This is a genomic window from Haloarcula vallismortis ATCC 29715 (genome assembly GCF_000337775.1).
Lineage (GTDB): Archaea > Halobacteriota > Halobacteria > Halobacteriales > Haloarculaceae > Haloarcula > Haloarcula vallismortis.
In genome coordinates this window covers 154,860-170,749 of record NZ_AOLQ01000042.1, presented here as the reverse complement: position 1 = coordinate 170,749, position 15,890 = coordinate 154,860, and the positions used below count along the sequence as shown (strand labels likewise).

Annotated in this window: 20 protein-coding genes; 10 read left to right on the top strand and 10 right to left on the bottom strand. The window is 64.8% G+C overall.

All coding sequences use genetic code 11. The features are described 5' to 3' along the window. Positions 1 to 49 precede the first annotated feature (49 nt). From C437_RS11485 to C437_RS11460, 6 genes are all read left to right on the top strand, one after another. A complete protein-coding gene (locus tag C437_RS11485; protein WP_004517126.1) occupies positions 50 to 508 on the top strand; it encodes a hypothetical protein in 459 nt (152 codons plus the stop codon). 77 nt (positions 509 to 585) lie between these two features. Then, positions 586 to 1,374, top strand: coding sequence for a hypothetical protein (locus tag C437_RS11480; protein WP_004517125.1), 789 nt, complete (start codon positions 586 to 588; stop codon positions 1,372 to 1,374). A gap of 87 nt (positions 1,375 to 1,461) precedes the next feature. Next, positions 1,462 to 2,397, top strand: a complete 936-nt coding sequence (locus C437_RS11475) for a sulfide-dependent adenosine diphosphate thiazole synthase (RefSeq protein WP_004517124.1) — start codon at positions 1,462 to 1,464, stop codon at positions 2,395 to 2,397. Positions 2,398 to 2,528: 131 nt separating this feature from the next. After that, positions 2,529 to 3,017 (top strand): HTH domain-containing protein, encoded by a 489-nt coding sequence (locus C437_RS11470; protein ID WP_004517123.1) that lies wholly within the window; start codon positions 2,529 to 2,531, stop codon positions 3,015 to 3,017. A 156-nt stretch (positions 3,018 to 3,173) separates the two neighbouring features. Continuing rightward, the gene (locus C437_RS11465) at positions 3,174 to 4,361 is read left to right on the top strand and encodes an ABC transporter substrate-binding protein (RefSeq protein WP_004517122.1); all 1,188 of its coding nucleotides are present in this window, start codon (positions 3,174 to 3,176) and stop codon (positions 4,359 to 4,361) included. Between the two features lie 94 nt (positions 4,362 to 4,455). Continuing rightward, complete coding sequence (locus C437_RS11460; protein WP_004517121.1) at positions 4,456 to 5,217, top strand: DUF7001 family protein; 762 nt, start codon at positions 4,456 to 4,458, stop codon at positions 5,215 to 5,217. A 21-nt stretch (positions 5,218 to 5,238) separates the two neighbouring features. Here the strand turns inward: C437_RS11460 and C437_RS11455 are convergent, their stop codons facing one another. Genes C437_RS11455 through C437_RS11440 form a run of 4 tightly spaced genes read right to left on the bottom strand, consistent with a single transcriptional unit; the run spans position 5,239 to position 8,155 of the window. Continuing rightward, positions 5,239 to 5,889 (bottom strand): class I SAM-dependent methyltransferase, encoded by a 651-nt coding sequence (locus tag C437_RS11455; RefSeq protein ID WP_004517120.1) that lies wholly within the window; start codon positions 5,887 to 5,889, stop codon positions 5,239 to 5,241. Continuing rightward, a complete protein-coding gene (locus C437_RS11450; RefSeq protein ID WP_004517119.1) occupies positions 5,886 to 6,782 on the bottom strand; it encodes a thiamine-phosphate synthase family protein in 897 nt (298 codons plus the stop codon). The genes C437_RS11455 and C437_RS11450 overlap by 4 nt, the downstream gene beginning before the upstream one ends. After that, a complete protein-coding gene (dcd, locus tag C437_RS11445) occupies positions 6,783 to 7,370 on the bottom strand; it encodes a dCTP deaminase (protein WP_004517118.1) in 588 nt (195 codons plus the stop codon). 41 nt (positions 7,371 to 7,411) lie between these two features. Continuing rightward, the gene (locus C437_RS11440) at positions 7,412 to 8,155 is read right to left on the bottom strand and encodes a Yip1 family protein (RefSeq protein ID WP_004517117.1); all 744 of its coding nucleotides are present in this window, start codon (positions 8,153 to 8,155) and stop codon (positions 7,412 to 7,414) included. A 77-nt stretch (positions 8,156 to 8,232) separates the two neighbouring features. On the opposite strand from C437_RS11440, the gene pth2 reads away from it, so the two are divergent. The 3 genes from pth2 to psmB all read left to right on the top strand — a co-directional run bounded on the left by pth2 (position 8,233) and on the right by psmB (position 10,067). Continuing rightward, positions 8,233 to 8,571: a peptidyl-tRNA hydrolase Pth2 gene (gene pth2 / locus C437_RS11435; protein WP_004517116.1), complete on the top strand. Its 339-nt coding sequence runs from the start codon at positions 8,233 to 8,235 to the stop codon at positions 8,569 to 8,571. A 69-nt stretch (positions 8,572 to 8,640) separates the two neighbouring features. After that, the gene (gene psmA, locus C437_RS11430; protein ID WP_004517115.1) at positions 8,641 to 9,375 is read left to right on the top strand and encodes an archaeal proteasome endopeptidase complex subunit alpha; all 735 of its coding nucleotides are present in this window, start codon (positions 8,641 to 8,643) and stop codon (positions 9,373 to 9,375) included. Then, a complete protein-coding gene (gene psmB, locus C437_RS11425) occupies positions 9,375 to 10,067 on the top strand; it encodes an archaeal proteasome endopeptidase complex subunit beta (RefSeq protein WP_004517114.1) in 693 nt (230 codons plus the stop codon). The genes psmA and psmB overlap by 1 nt, the downstream gene beginning before the upstream one ends. Positions 10,068 to 10,130: 63 nt before the next feature. On the opposite strand, the gene C437_RS11420 is transcribed toward psmB, so the two are convergent. The 5 genes from C437_RS11420 to tenA form a co-directional block, all read right to left on the bottom strand. Further along, the gene (locus tag C437_RS11420; RefSeq protein WP_004517113.1) at positions 10,131 to 10,526 is read right to left on the bottom strand and encodes a universal stress protein; all 396 of its coding nucleotides are present in this window, start codon (positions 10,524 to 10,526) and stop codon (positions 10,131 to 10,133) included. Between the two features lie 78 nt (positions 10,527 to 10,604). Further along, complete coding sequence (locus tag C437_RS21115; RefSeq protein WP_004517112.1) at positions 10,605 to 10,733, bottom strand: hypothetical protein; 129 nt, start codon at positions 10,731 to 10,733, stop codon at positions 10,605 to 10,607. After that, the gene (locus tag C437_RS11415) at positions 10,730 to 12,238 is read right to left on the bottom strand and encodes a sodium:solute symporter family protein (RefSeq protein ID WP_004517111.1); all 1,509 of its coding nucleotides are present in this window, start codon (positions 12,236 to 12,238) and stop codon (positions 10,730 to 10,732) included. The genes C437_RS21115 and C437_RS11415 overlap by 4 nt, the downstream gene beginning before the upstream one ends. Further along, positions 12,239 to 13,003 carry a TenA family protein gene (locus C437_RS11410; protein WP_004517110.1) on the bottom strand — a complete coding sequence of 255 codons (765 nt, stop codon included), beginning with the start codon at positions 13,001 to 13,003 and terminating at the stop codon, positions 12,239 to 12,241. Then, positions 13,000 to 13,659: a thiaminase II gene (gene tenA, locus C437_RS11405; protein ID WP_004517109.1), complete on the bottom strand. Its 660-nt coding sequence runs from the start codon at positions 13,657 to 13,659 to the stop codon at positions 13,000 to 13,002. Before tenA ends, C437_RS11410 begins: the two co-directional genes overlap by 4 nt. A 204-nt stretch (positions 13,660 to 13,863) precedes the next feature. On the opposite strand from tenA, the gene C437_RS11400 reads away from it, so the two are divergent. Then, positions 13,864 to 14,787: a thiamine-phosphate synthase family protein gene (locus C437_RS11400; protein WP_004517108.1), complete on the top strand. Its 924-nt coding sequence runs from the start codon at positions 13,864 to 13,866 to the stop codon at positions 14,785 to 14,787. A 22-nt stretch (positions 14,788 to 14,809) separates the two neighbouring features. Here the strand turns inward: C437_RS11400 and C437_RS11395 are convergent, their stop codons facing one another. Beyond that, positions 14,810 to 15,790, bottom strand: coding sequence for a C-terminal binding protein (locus C437_RS11395; protein WP_004517107.1), 981 nt, complete (start codon positions 15,788 to 15,790; stop codon positions 14,810 to 14,812). Positions 15,791 to 15,890: the final 100 nt, after the last annotated feature.

Genomic DNA, 15,890 nt, shown 5'->3' with positions numbered 1-15,890 from the left:
CTGCTGCCGCTGGCGGGGTGTACTTCCGTGTCCGGGCTAAGGGCCGGGTATGGACCTCGACCGCTTTACCGACGACACGCCGGCCGACGACGCACCCGGTGAGGCCCGGGTCTGTGCTGTCGCCGCGCAGACAGAGACGTTCGAACGCTGTCGACAGGGCTTCTATCCGTCGCCAAAGTCGTATGACCGAACGACAGAATCGTTCGATTACATGGCGTTTTACCGGACTGCGCCGGTCTCAGCGGTCACGCACTACGCCCCGGTGACCGCCAGAACGGAGCAGACTCGCGGCGGCCCGGGACCGATGGACGAGGACGACTGGGCCACCCTCATCGACCCGTTCTCGGAGACAGACACCGTCCTGGTGTTCGAACTGGGCGACCTCGTCCCGCTTGATAGTCCTGTCGAGAACGACCAGCACGGCCTCCGAGGCGCGTGGTACTGCACTATCGATGACCTTCGGACCGCCGATACGCTCTCGACGCTGGCTGCTACCGCGACTACCTGAGCAGGGTCCGACAGCCCACGCAACGCCCCGCTATCTGTGGCGAGGGTTCAAGCGGGAAGCGCCCGTACAAATGGCGAATGCTCATCTACCCATCGGTCCGAGACCACGGCGTCTCGCTGTGCGAGGGGGCCGGCTACGATGTGGCGGTGCGTGACGACAGCGGCGGACCGCCCGCGCTCGCGACTCCGAACGACGACGCGGTCGGCCTCGTGGACGCGACCGACCCGCGGCCGGTTGCTATCGAACCACTAACCGAAGCTAACGTCGGCCCCGATGGACTCATTCCCCGGTTCGCCGATGCGGTCCGGGAGGGCCGAGACTGCCTGTTCGTGGTCCCGTCGACGGAGGCGATGGGAACGACACTGACCCAGATGGTCGCCACCATCCTCGGCGAGCCCGCCTGTCTCGCCGCCGACGACCCTGACGGCCGGCAGTTCTACAACGGTCCCGACCGCGTCCCGCTCTCTGACGGGAGCTACGCCTGCGCGCGGGCACCGGCCGGTGACCTCCAGTGGCGCGAGGTCAGAGTCGATCAGGGTCGACCCAGACTCGAACTTGGCGTCGGGACGGAGGTGATCGCCGTTCTCGAACACGTCGACTCGCTCGCCGATGCCGGTCGCCACGCCTTCCAGCACGCCTACCGCCGGGCGGATAACGGGCAGTTCGAGGTGACAGCTGGCGGCGACGTAATCGAGCGGTTCCCCGGTCCGACAGCGATGCGGCGCGGCGGCTACCCGCCCGTGCCGATGCCACTGGTCCCTGAGCACTTGTTCCCCGAAGACGCTGACCACTCACGGTGGGCTGTCTGCCAGCCTGACGGCGGCTCGGACATACTGACCGCCAATGGACTGACTGCTTGGGGCTGAGGGTTCCTCTCCCCCGATACTGTGTGCGCAGCGACCGGTCTCTGCATCAGAACGACTATGTACCACCGCAAAATATCACTAGGTGGTATGAGCGATTCCGACTCATTCGAACAGTTCAGCGACGTCGGCGAGGCGGAAGTCACACGCGCCATCGGGCAGGAGTGGACCGAGGAGTTCATGGACTTCTCGGACTCCGATGTCATCATCGTCGGCGGCGGCCCGTCGGGGCTGATGGCCGCGAAGGAACTCGCCGAGCGCGGCGTCCAGGTGATGGTCGTCGAGAAGAACAACTACCTCGGCGGCGGCTTCTGGCTCGGCGGCTTCCTGATGAACAAGGTCACAGTGCGTGACCCGGCTCAGCAGGTGCTCGACGAACTCGCGGTCGACCACAAGCAGTCCAAGGACAGCGAGGGGCTCTACGTCGCCAACGGGCCCGAAGCCTGCTCCGGGCTGATCAAGGCCGCCTGCGACGCCGGCGCGAAGATGCAGAACATGACGGAGTTCACCGACATCGTCATCCGCGAAGACCACCGCGTTGGCGGCATCGTGATGAATTGGACGCCGGTCCATGCGCTCCCGCGCGAAATCACCTGTGTCGACCCCATCGCCGTCGAGGCGGACCTCGTCATCGACGCGACTGGCCACGACGCGATGGCCGTCAAGAAACTCGACGAGCGCGGCGTCCTCAACGCGCCGGGGCTCGAAGACGAAGCCAGCGGCATGGACCAGACCGACGACGACACCTACGGCGCGCCCGGCCACGACTCGCCCGGCCACGACTCGATGTGGGTCGGCGAGAGCGAGGACGCCGTTGTCGAACACACCGGTCTCGCCCACGACGGCCTCGTCGTCACCGGCATGGCGACGGCGACGACCTACGGCCTCCCGCGCATGGGCCCGACGTTCGGTGCCATGCTCGTCTCCGGCAAGCGCGCCGCGCAGGTCGCGCTCGATGAGCTCGAAGTCGACGCCGAACCGGTCGATGTCACGAGTCGCGACGCGGCCTCCCCTGCTGACGACTGAAATCCTCTCGCGGCCCTCTAGTTTTTAAACGCCTAGTTTCTCCCGACTTTACTACTCATTCTATCCATAATATCGCACTAATACAAACAATTATGCAAGTGTGCGATGGTTATGTTAGTGATTGCCAATCAATGTCTGAAGAGATGCAGCGGACCACCGAACATGGCTCCGAAGAGCCAGTCGCCCGTGAGCTCGCGGTCCAGCTCTGGAGCCGGCGGCCGGTCTGTGGCCCCCGAACGACAGCCATCGACCGGTTCACAGAACTCGCCGCAACGGGAGTTATCGACGACTTCGATATCCAGACGTGGCCCGAGGAAATTCCCGTGTCCCAGCGGAACGAGCACGGCGAGGTGCTTGCGACCGTCGACAGATACGAACAATGGGCGACTGAACGGGGACTGAGTCTCCGACCACCCTTCGAGACGCGGACCTCGTCGCTACTGGTCGGCGGCAGTACGGAGGTGCTCCGACTCCCGATGATAGCTGTCGCCGTCTACGCGGACGACGACCTGGTTGGAGTGTACCCGTGTACCGATGGAGAGACTACATGGTCCGTCACCGATTGCATCGACGCACTCACTGCGGACCCGCCGGCGCTCCCGCATAAATCTGGGACATAGCACGCCCACTAGAATTTCTACAGGCAGTGCTGGCCGAGGACTTCCGAGCCTGTTCCTGCGTCAGTTCACGACCTCTATCCTTCCTGATGGCGCGCACTTTAGGTATACCTAAATAATAACGTTTATATACTTTTAGACTGGCCTAAAAACTAGTCTATGACAGATGAGCAACGACTGACACGACGGACGTATCTCGAAGGCGGAGGGGCAGCAGTTCTCGCTGGTGTACTGGCTGGCTGTTCTGCCAGCTCGGAGGATACGACGACTGACACTCAAGCGACGGAGTCCGGAGCGGCCGCTGAACCGAGCACAGAGTCAACTCCTGGAACGGTGACGGGTGACACGTACACCGTTTCTATGGAACCCATGGGGGAGGTCCAGTTCGATGGGCCGCCAGAGACCTGGGTTGCGCTCCTGGGAAGTTACGCCGATATGGGATTTGCGCTTGGCGCGGGCCAGACACTCGGGACGCAACTCCCCTACCGATACGCGACGCACTTCTACGAGGAACTCCCCGGTATCACCTACGACCCTGACGCGGTCACGACGCTGTATCAAAGTGACAGCGTCGACAAGGAGCGGTTCTACGCGCTAGACGCGGACCTCCATCTCATGGAGCCGAACCAACTCATTCACTGGTACGGGTGGGACGAGGCAGATGTCGAGGAAATCGCCGAAAACGTTGCCCCCTTTTTCGGGAATTTCATCCGTCGGCGTAGTGACGACTGGCACCAAAACTACCGGTATTACACGCTGTACGAGGCCTTCGAGAAGATCGCACAGGTGTTCCAAGCGACCGACCGGTTTGCGGCGTTCGACAGCCTCCATGAGGAGTTCATCGGCAACATCACCGAGCGGCTCCCATCGGAGTCGGAGCGTCCGCGGTCGCTCCTTGTGTACCCCGCTGACGAATCCGTCACTGCGTTCTACCCGTATCGACTTTACGAGGGCGGCGTCAGTAAGAAGCAGTTCCGTGACCTCGGTCTGCGGGACGCCTTCGCGGGCTCAGACGTAGCTAACTACTCGGGTGACGGGTCGACAATGGACCTCGAAACGCTGCTTGAAGTCGACCCTGACGCCCTCATCGTGCGGGGGCAGGAACAGAAAACAGACGAGGAGTTCCAGGAATCCGTCGTCGAAACGCTGCGAAACGACTCGGTCGCGAGTGAGATCACAGCGGTTCAGGAAAACGCGATACACCGCGGTGGCTACCTCGATCAGGGACCGATTATCAACCTGTTCCAGACTGAACTGGCCGCCCAGCGTATCTACCCGGACATATTCACCGAAGACGAACTGTTCGACCGGCAGCGAGTCGCTGACATCATCACCGGCGATATCTGAGCAGACCAAGCCAGTTCATCGACTCGATACCCTCATCGGCTGTGAACCGCCGAGACATAACTGGTATTACCCGCCAATACCACTGGCAAATACAATGGAGTCCGTCACGCTGTACCGCGCCCCGACGGCGGTCGTCGACGCGGACGCTATCGCCGATTGGCTTGACGCGCGGGTCGAGGCTACCGTCTCGGTGCAAGACCGGTTTCTCTCGCTGCACGGCGATTCGGAGCTGGCGGAGTCGTTCGCCAAGGCGCGGGTACTCTCGCCGTACGACCGGGAGACCGGAAACACGATGCTAGGTATCGTTCGCTACGAAGAGCGAGCACTGGAGTCGCCCGAACGGGCCGGCGGTGTCATCTACGACGGGCTAGCGGTCCAGCGGGCGCTCCACGAGCGACTCCCCGAGTCCGACCGGTCGCTGGACCACCTCCACGTGCCGCTGCTGGACCGCGTCGTCGGGACGTGGGGCGACCACGACGGTCGCTGGCACAAGCGCGTGAACGTCCTCGGCCAGCCCGCAGTCGTCTCGGTGCCGGGTCTCTACGAGGCCCCCGCAAAGCCCGAACAGTACTACAAGGAACAGCAGAAACACGCCCTGCTCGGCGGCGGGGCACCGCCTCGAGAAGTGCTCGAAAACGAAGTCGAAGGCGAGTTTCTCGTTGAACGCGACCCGCGGACGACCGAGGCTATCAAGGGGTACGTGCTGCAGGCCTACCACTACCTCGACACCGGAGACGCGTTCTGCGACGAGGAAACATGCCGGCTCCACAACCCCCACCGCCAGCCTGGCGTCGTCGCGGCTCAGCTACGGGGGCCCGAGTTCTGTCCGGCACACGCCGAACGGTATCGGCCATAACGGTTCGCCCCAGTAGTTCCGTTACTGGACGGTCCCGCTCAGCAGACCGAGGTACCCCCCGGCGAAGGTCTCGTATCGTCGGTCCACCGTCCGCGCTGTCAGGCGCTCGCGGGCTGCCCGTACTCGCCGCTCGAACGCGCTGGCGTGTGACTGCGTCGAGAGCCGCGTTCCCGGCGCGGACAGCCTGACAAACGCTTCGAAGGCAAGATTCAGCGGCGCGGCGAGGGCGCTGGGGCTCCGCTGGAAGTTCAGCAGCGCGACGCGGCCACCGGGGACGACACTGTCACACCATGCATCGACGGCCGCTGCGGGGTCCTCAAAGATGCCGGCGACGAACGTCGCCAGCACGGCGTCCGCCTCTCGAACAGGCGGTCGGGCGGCGTCGGCCTGTACGTAGTGGACGGTTTTGCCTGTCCGCACGGAGCGGTCGCGTGCGCGGTCGAGCATCGCTCTGGTTACGTCGATGCCGACGACCCGACCCGGCGAGCCAACTCGCTCCCGGAGGTGGGCCACGTTTGCACCCGTGCCACAGCCCATCTCGACGACGCTGTCGCCGGGCGCGAGCGCCAGCGAGTCCGCCGCCTGTTCTCGCCAGGACGACACACCGGGGGCATTCGCTACCCAGTCGTACACCCGCGCCCACCGGCCGTAGAAGGATTGCGCGTCTGTCACAGGATCTCGCGGGCCGTTTCGGCGACCGACACAGCGTCGTCCCCGAGCAGGTACACGACCGGCTCGATTCCCATCGCGCCGGTGTGATACAGCACGTCGGCCGCTGGGTCGTCAGCCATTGCGGCCGCGACAGCCGGCTCGACGCTCTCTTCCGCGTCGAACTCGACGACGGTCCGACCCGCATCTTGCAACGCCCTCACGACACCGTCGTCGTACCGGACGTTCAACACGGCGCGGGCGTCGCTCCCAGCGGCCCGCGCCGCAAGCAGCAGCGTCGCGACGTGCTCGCTGACGCCGAACTCCGGGTCTGCCGGAATCGTTGCCCGTCCTTTCACGTCGAGAATTCGCCCCGGAACGGCGGCCACGTCCTCGATGCTGTCGGCGTCGGGGAGACACTGGACGAGGTTCGACCCGACCGCCGGAATGAGCGTCGCGAACCCGCTGGTGTTTTCGAGCACGCTGAGTCCGCGCCGCACCGAGGCGAGCGTCCGCTCGGCCGACCGGAGCTGTGAGTCCGGGTCGTGGACGGCGAACTCGTCGTCGTAGTCGCCGAGTTCCGGGACCGCGTCCTCGTGTAACTGCGCGAGCACGCCGCCATGTTCGAGTTCGCGGATGAACACCTCCGTTTCGACCAGCGCCTGGACGGGACTCATATCGCCGTCTGCCAGCCCGTCAGCCAGCCGCTCGACCAGCTCCTCTAGTCCGCGATGGGCCAGCAGGTCGTCGTGGCGCGCCACGTCGCCGTGGACGTACTTCGAGACCGCGCTCTGGCTGATGCCGAGCAGGTCCGCGACTTCGGACTGCGTCAGCCCGCGCTCCCTGAGGGCGTCGGCCAGCAGCGAGCGAAACGTCGGCAGGAAGTCGTCGACGACGATCTCCTCGATGAACCGCATCTACTGGTCGCCTCCGAATTCTCTGTCTCCCTGTATCTTGCTCGCTTGCGGCCCGGACTGACCTTGGTACTTCGAGCCGCGCTCGGCCCCATACGGCCGGTCAGCAGGCGTCTTGAGTTCTGTGAACGTTAGCTGCGAAATTCGCATGCCGGGCGTCAGTGCGACCGGCGCGGTGCCGAGGTTCGATAGTTCAAGCGTGATCTGGCCCTCGTAGCCGGGGTCACACAGGCCGGCCGTTGCGTGGACCACAATCGCAAGCCGTCCCAGCGACGAGCGGCCCTCGACGTGGGCGATGAGGTCGTCGGGGATGGCGACGCGCTCGTGGGTCGTCCCCAGCACGAAGTCGCCGGGGTGGAGGATGAACTCCCCACCCTCCTCGATGACGGTTTCCTCGACGTAGTCGGCGACTTCGTCTTCGGAATTCGGGTGAATACAGGGGATGTTGGCGTGCTGGAACTCCAGGAACTCCCGGCCGAGTCGGAGGTCCACGCTGGCCGGCTGGATCTGGATGTCCGGGTCGTCGAGCGGTTCGACGACGAGGTCACCCTGTTCCAGTCGCCGGAGAATATCCGCATCTGAGAGTATCATGAGAGTGGCGTGTGCGGCCGGAAGCCTAAACTCCCCGATTCTCAGGAGAGGACCACGGGCAGCGTCGCGGCGATGACGGCGACGGCGACCGCCGCGTATCTGCTGATCTCGTGGATGACTCGGAGGCCGCCAGCCCAGACGTACGCTTGCCAGGCTGCGGTCCCGACCTGTATCGCGAGGAACACGAGCCCGGAGAGGCCGTTCTGCAGGCTCCGCACCTGTTCGAGCAGCATCTCCGGTGAAGACGCGGAAAGGTCGGTGTTGGCAGCGAACAAGACGAGTGCGGCACCGCCGATGGCAACGCCGGCGACGGACGGGAGCAGCCCCCAGGCAGTGACCTCCGCCGTCTCCCCGAACCGGCCGGAGCCACCGGCCAGCTTTGCGCCGACGTACAGGAGGACAACTAGTCCGATCCAGACGACCACAAGGCCGATGAACAGCCCCGGGAGGACCTCGGTCGCCTGGTCCCAGACGAGCGACCCGATTTCGACCGTTCTTGTCGCCGGTTGGTCACAGCCAGACACGGTTATTTCGCCGATACCACCGTCTTCGCACATCTGGTCCGGCGGCCGTGCGGGGTTGTCTACCTCGACAGTGCCGGTGAACTGGGCGGTAAACAGGCGGAGCGCGACGCCGAGAACGGCTGTTACGGCGACGGCGATACCGAGGGCGAGGCCGCCGCCACGGACCCCACCGAGTCGGTCTCGGCGCTGTTCGAAGAAGTCGCCCGGTCGCAGGAGGAACGTTCGGATGCTGGAGGGCATCTCCGGGGTGTGCTCGGCCACGGCGTATGTACTCTATGGTATGTGCAACCGTGGAGGGAGTCCGACGGGAGTTTAAGTACGGGTGGCCATGTAGGCATATGAAGCAGGCTATCGTCGCGCGGGCCGACATCGGCATGGGCGAGGGCAAGCTCGCCGCCCAGGTTGCCCACGCCTCGCTGTCGGCCTACGAGGACGCCGGCCCGAAACCCCGCAAAGCCTGGAAGGGTGCGGGGCAGAAGAAGGTCGTCCTGAAAGCCGCCAGCGAGTCCGAACTGTTCGAACTCGCGGACGTCGCCGAGCGCGAAGGCCTGCCGCATGCGGTCGTCCGGGACGCCGGCCACACACAGCTCGACCCGGGAACCGTCACGGCACTCGCCGTCGGTCCCGCCGAGGACGAGCTGGTGGACCGCGTCACCGGCGACCTGCCGCTGTTCTGAGGGCAGCGGCCCGCGATACGGTTATATAAGAGCAACCCTAACCTCAGGTGAAGAACAAAACGATACATCATGCAAGGAAACGAACAACAGGCCTACGACCGCGGGATTACCATCTTCTCCCCGGACGGACGCCTCTATCAGGTCGAGTACGCACGAGAAGCCGTCAAGCGCGGAACCGCCAGCGTGGGGGTCCGCACCAAAGACGGCGTGGTCATCGCTGCGGATCGCCACGCCCGGTCGCCGCTCATCGAGCGCGACAGCATCGAGAAGATCCACGAGATCGACTCCCACGTCGGCGTCGCCAGCGCGGGCCACGTCGCCGATGCCCGCCAGCTTATCGACGTGGCGCGCCGGCAGTCCCAGGTCAACCGCCTGCGCTACGACGAGCCGGCCTCCGTCGAGTCGCTGACGAAGGAGATCACGGACTACATCCAGCAGTACACCCAGACGGGTGGCGCACGCCCGTTCGGTGTTGCGCTGCTGGTCGCCGGTATCGAAGACGGCGAACCCCGGCTGTTCGAGACAGACCCCTCGGGGACGCCCTACGAGTGGCAGGCCGTCGCAATCGGCGGCTCCCGCGAGGACATCCAGTCGTTCCTCGAAGACGAGTACGCCGAGGAGATGGACCTCGAAGGCGGCATCGAACTCGCGCTCCGGGCGCTGGCCTCGGTCAACGAGGACGGCCTCGACGCGACCGGTGTCGACATCGCTACCATTGACGTGGAAAGCGAGCAGTTCGAAAAGCTCGCTGAGGACGACATCGCCGAGCGGCTCGAAGAGTTCGAGCTCGGAGGTGAGGAATAATGTACGACCCTGACAACCGACTGACCGACGCGTACGAACCCGAAGTCGGCACGTTGCCGAACGAGGATGGCGGTCGCGACGAGGAGAACGTCGTCAAGACCGGCACGACAACCGTCGGTCTCTCGACGGAGAACGGCGTCATCATCGCGACGGACCGGCGTGCCTCGCTGGGCGGCCGCTTCGTCTCGAACAAGCAGGTCCAGAAGGTCGAGCAGATTCACCCGACGGCTGCGATGACGCTGGTCGGTAGCGTCGGCGGGGCACAGTCGTTCATCCGCTCGCTGCGCGCGGAGGCCGACCTCTACGAGGTCCGCCGCGACGAGCCGCTCTCGATTCACGCGCTGGCGACACTCGCGGGTAACTTCGCCCGCGGCGGCCCGTACTTCGCCATCAACCCAATCGTCGGCGGCGTCGACGAAGAGGGCAGCCACGTCTACAGTGTCGACCCCGCCGGTGGTGTACTCGAAGACGACTACACCGTCACCGGCTCCGGGACCATGGTCGCAACGGGGACCATCGAGGGGCAGTACGACCCCGAGATGAGCCTCTCCGAGGCTCGTGACCTGGCGATTCGCGCCGTCAACGCCGCGGCTGAGCGTGATACCGGGTCCGGCAACGGTGTTGTGCTCGCAGAAATCACCGACGAGGGCGTCGAGATCGACGCCTTCGACGACTACGAGTCCGCAGAGTAACCCGGCCACGTCGGTGGTTGGTACGGTTTTTCGTTTTTTCAGCAGTGACCGACCAGCCGCCGCTCACTCCCGAGGCACGACCCGCATCGGATAGTCTGACTGTCGCATGATGTCCTGTGCGACGCTGCCGAAGATGAGCCGGTCGGTCTGGCTTCGCTTTCGGACGCCGATGACGAGTTCGTCGGCGTCGACTTCCTCGGCGATGTCGAAGATGTCCGTCGCCGGACTGTTCCCCCGTATTATCTGGTATGTTTCGACGGACACCTGATCGCCGAGTCGGTCCGAGACGACTTCGAGCGCTGCCTTCCCGTCGGCGACCGCCTCTGGTTCCGTGCTGTCCCCGCCCGGCTGTGAGTTGACCGCGTAGACGCTGTCGTCCGGGTCGAGAACACCTTCGAGGTACGAACACAGCGTTTCGCTGACTGTCCCGGAGTTCGTCGCGAGCACGAAGGTCTGCATGTGCGATGGTCCTCACCCCATCATGATAAGTATGTATCTTGTTACCACGAGTCGTATCTTCAGGCTCTCGGTCGCGGGCTACTCGGTCAGGACCAGCCAGCCAACAGCGAGAAACACACCGAGGACGAGCAGAATCGACCCCCAAGCCAGCGCCGCGAACGCCGTCGACCCGAGCGCGGCGAGAGGGGCGATGGCTGACGGCGTCATTGCTCGGCCCCTCCGTCGGCCATCGGATCATCGAGCGCGCGGACTTCTCGCCCGAGACTATCGAGGTCAGCATCGGCTCCGCCCAGCAGCGTCGCAATCACGGTGAGGGCGGCCGAGATGAGCGTCGCGCCGGCGAAGGCGATCAAGAACGACGGCGCTGGCAACATACTCCCGACGCCTGGCACGGCGGCGACGAGGCCACGGAGCGACGGGAAGTAGACGAATCCGACGACTAGGCCGGCGATGCCAGAGAGCATCGCACCCGGGCCGGTGAGTCGCTCGGTGTAGAGGCCGGCGAGGAAGGGCACGAAGACGCCGGCAGCAAGCAAATCTGCTGTCAGGAACAACTGGAGGACGCTGTATCCCTGTGCGCCGATGAATATCGCGGCGAGCGCGACAGCGACAGTCAGCCCGCGGCCTCCGAGCCACAGGGTTTGCTGGTCAGGGTCGTCGAGCAGTCGGGCAAGGTCGGCGGTGACGACGCTGGCGATAGCGTTGAACATCGTGTCAGCCGAACTCATCACCAGCAACACGGCGAGGACGACGATGGCGAGGGTCACCCACGTCGGGAACGCCTCTGCAACCACGAGGAAGAAGGCGATGCTGGCGGAGCCGGATTCCGTGAGGCCCAGCCCCGCGGCAGCGATGCCGAACAGGCCGGACAGCAGGAGCATCGGCACGACGACGACGGCGGCGATGCCCATGCCGCGCCGGAGCGTGTCCTCACCGTCAGCGGCGTACACTCGCTGCCAGACACCCTGATTCAGCATATTTGCCCCGAGGAGCGCGAAGGCGACGTAGAGCCCAAACTCCAGACCGGGGCCGAAGCCGGGGTCCAGAAGCGTCGGGTCGGCCGACACCACCGTCGCGTGGAATTCGCTCGTGCCACCGAGCGAGAGCAGCGCGCCGCCGAACCCAATGGCCAGCAGCGGGAGGATGACCAGCGTCTGGACCGTGTCGGTGACGATGCTGGCGAGCAGGCCACCGTAGGTCGTGTAGACGAGGACAAAGCCGCCGATGAGCAGCGAGGTCTGCCAGAGGGGCACGTCCGCGACGAGTGCGAGCGCGCCGGCAATACCGGTCATCTCCGCGGCGAGGAAGATGAACATGTAGAACACCGAGACCAGCAAGACGAGCAGGTACATCCCGGAGCCAAAGCGGGCGTAGGCGAACTCCGTCAGCGAGTGGCCGGCGGGCATTACCTCACGGATGCGAGCGCCAACCGGAATAAAGAGGACGAGCGGAATCGCGCTGCCGATGGCATAGCCCAGAACGGCGGGCAGCCCGCCGAAGGCAGCCCCGGCCTCGGCCGGACTCAGCAGAATCCAGACGCCCATCATCGACGCGATGACGGTCGCAGCGAGGGTTCCGCTGCCGGCGGAGTCACGAGCAGAGATGTACGTTTCCACCGAGTCGATGCGGCCGCGGGCGGCGAAGAGGCCGACGCCCGTGAACACGAGCACAGTCGCCGCAGTCAGAGCGAGGACGGTTGCCGAAGAGACCATCTACGGGCTCACCTCGGCGTCGGCCGTCGCCTGCGTCCCTTCGTAGGCCGTTTCGAAGAACTGCCGTTCGAGCGTGACCGTCCGGTCGAACAGCGACGCGACGCGGGCCTCCCGTCGAGGGGAAAGCGTCGGCCCGACAGCATCGAGTTCGCCCCGGAGCCAGTCGACAAACGCGACGAACGAATCGACGGCGTGGAGGTCCACCCACTCGGCAAAGTAGAACGGCAGTCCCATCCCGGCGCTGGGCAGGCCGTCACCGTCTGGGTCGCCGTGGGTGTCCGCGGCCGCTGTCGCCCAGGATTCGTATACCCATTCGGCGGGCACGAGCACAGCCAGCGTCTCGGCGTACCCGCCTTCTCGTGCGGCGCGGCCGAGTAGGTCGACGAACGCCGCAGTCGCCGGTGTCGGCTCGGGGTCCTGCCAACGTGACTCCGAAACGCCCAGCGCATCGAACGACCGCTCGAAGTAGTCGTCTTCCTCGTCGGTCACGGTATCGAGGAACTCCACAAACTGTCGTTTGGCGGCCATATCCGGGGCCTGCCCGACCGCGTGGCCGAACGTGCCGACGAGTTCATCGACGAAGGCGTAGTCCTGCACCAGATATGCGGCGAACGCGTCTTCGTCGAGCGTGCCGGTCCCGAGTTCCTCGATGAAGGGGTGTTCGACGGCAGCGTCCCAGTCCGGCTGACTCTGGTCGCGGAGCCAGTCGGTGAACCGGGGGTCGGCGACGCGGTCGGTGTAGGCTTCGTACGTCTCGGCCGTCATAGCTCCCATCCCTCCTGCGTGTAGGCCATCTCCCAGAACCGGTGTTCGAGCTTCGCGCTCGTCAGAAACGCGTCTTCCATGGCGTCGTGTTGACCGGGATACCGCTCCCCACAGCGGTCGACGTACGCCCGACACCAGCCTGTCGCCTCACGGAAGTCGTCGCTGGTGTACATCTCGATGAACGGCGTGTACTGGTGGTCGCCGTCTGCCGAATCGGCCATATGTTCGGCCACGTCGAGGTAGCCCTGCATGCAGGGATACAGCGCGGCGGCGATCTCCGCCTCGTGGCCCTCGTAGGCCGTCCGGACAAGGAAGTTCGTGTACGCCAGACAGGTCGGGGCCTTCTCGGTCGCCTCCAGTTCCCGCTCTGAGATATCGTACTCCGACGCGAACTCCCGGTGCAGGTCCATCTCGGTCTCAAGCACCTGATGGGCAACCCCAAGCAGGTGCGTCATGGTCGACTCGTCGTTTGCTGTCGCGCCGGCGAGCGCGAACAACCGTGCGTAGTCCTGCAGGTACCGGTAGTCCTGTTTTATCCAGTGCTCGAACGCCGCTTCGTCGAGCGTTCCCTCTGCCAGTTCCGTGACGAACGGATGCCCTTTCTGTGCCGCCCAGATGTTCTCGCCGATGTCAAGCAGGTGGTCGCTGAACGCCATTGATAGCCGACACAACAACCTCCGACGTATTATATCCTGCTAATACAACTGGGTTGTAAGCGCGGGGATGAGCAACGCACGCAGTGCGCTCTGGGCACTGCGCGTCTCACTGACTTTGCTGCTGCTCGTAATCACGACCACGTAGTCGACCGACAGCGTCTGTAGTCCCAACTGCTAAGCGAACTACGCCCGTCATTTCCAGTAATGACACTGCAGTTACCAAGCGAAATTGTGGTCGAGCGATTTCTCCCGACGGCCCGGGCAATGCTCGCCACGAGACTCGACGAGGAGGGCTGGACGCAACAGGAGATTGCCGACCAGCTCGGCGTGACACAGGCCGCGGTGAGCAAATACGGCAGCGGCTCGGTCACTGTCGAGGAGCGGTTCCGGGAAGACGCCCGGATGCAACAGACCATCGGGCGAATCGCTGACGGACTGACCGCGGGCGAAATGGACGAGTACGCGGTGCTGAACGAACTGCTCGCTCTGGTACGGGAGTTCGAAGACCGGGGTCCCATCTGTGCAGTCCACGAAGAGGAGATGCCGGCGCTGCAGGGGATGGGCTGTGACCTCTGCGTTCGAGGGACAGACACTGCAGTACAGGCGGAACGGGCTGTGCTTTCGTCGGTCCGGCGAGCCACGCGACTGCTGGCGGACAGCGCTGTCGTCGTGGACGCCATCCCGAACGTGGGGATGAACGTCGGCATGGCGCTGCCGGATGCTGCAGACGCGCTCGACGTGGCGGCAGTCCCCGGTCGGATTCACGACCTTCGGGGGCGGGTCAACGTCCCGTCGAACCCCGAGTTCGGCGCGTCAGAACACGTCGCACGGACGATACTGACCGCGATGTCGGTTGATTCCTCGTGCCGTGCGGCACTCAATCTGACGACCCACGAGGCCGTTCTCGATGCCGCTCAGGAACAAGGCTTCGAGCCGCTGCAGTTCGACGCCGGCTACGAGGACCGTGACGAACGGCTCGAAGCCACCTTCCGAGAACGCGGCGCTGTTCCACGCGTTATCTACCACAACGGCGCGTTCGGTATCGAGCCGATAACCTACGTCTTCGGCGAGACAGCGGTCGAAGCTGCTGAACTTGTAATCAGACTCCTCGACGCAGCCGACACCTGACCCGTCTCGGCTACCCGAGCAGTCAGAACCAGCCGGTCTCGGGGTCGATGGGATTCTCGGGCTCCTCGGGCTCCTCGCCCCGCAGTACCCGAATGACGTCTTCGGTCACGGTCTGTGTCAGTTCGACCCGGGACGCCTCGGAATACCACGCGACGTGCGGGCTACAGACGACGCTGTCGAGGTCATGGAGGGGTGACTCTCCGGGCGGTTCCGCTTCGCGGACGTCCAGTCCGGCCCCGCCGAGATCCCCGCTGACGAGGGCGTCGTACAGCGCCGTTTCGTCGACGAGCCCGCCCCTGGCTGTGTTCACAAGCAGAGCGTCGTCGCGCATCCGGTCGAGCGCACCAGCGTCAATCATCCCACGCGTCTCATCGGTCAGCGGTGCGTGCAAGGAGATGATGTCCGAGTCGGCCAGCAGCGTTTCGAAGGTGGCTGACTCGACGCCGAGGTCACCCATCCGGTACTCGGGCACGTACGGGTCGTAGGCGACGACGTCGACATCGAACCCCCGGAGCTTCGCGGCGAACCGACTGGCGAGCTTGCCGAAGGCGACGAGGCCGACAGTACTGCCGGCGAGGCGATGGATCGGCTGGCCGACCGACCACTCCCACTCGCCGTTCTTGACCGACCGGTCGAATGTCGGTATCTTCCGCAGGCACGCAAGCACGAGTGCGAACGTGTGGGTCGACACCTCTTCGACAGAGTAGTCCGGGACGTTGACGACCGCCACACCAGCTTCGACCGCCGCCCGTACGTCGATATTGTCCACGCCGATGCCGGCCCGGCCCACGACCTGGAGCGAGTCGGCCGCGTCGATGACCTCGGCCGTGACCTGCGTTCCGGCATCGACGATCAATGCGTCCGCACCGTCAACTGCGCGTGCGACGGCCGCCGGCTCTTTCGCTGCTATCGTCTCGACAGTCGCATCAACCGCGCCCAGCACCGCCGCCCGTGTCTCCCCGTCCAGTACCTTGGTGTCAGAGACGACGATTTTGTATGTCATACTCTAGCTTGCTCCGGCGACGGAATAAAATCATCTGTCAGGACTGGGCCAGTCAACGGAATCGCATCACTGGACCGTACCGCGCAAGGGCGGCCAGCAG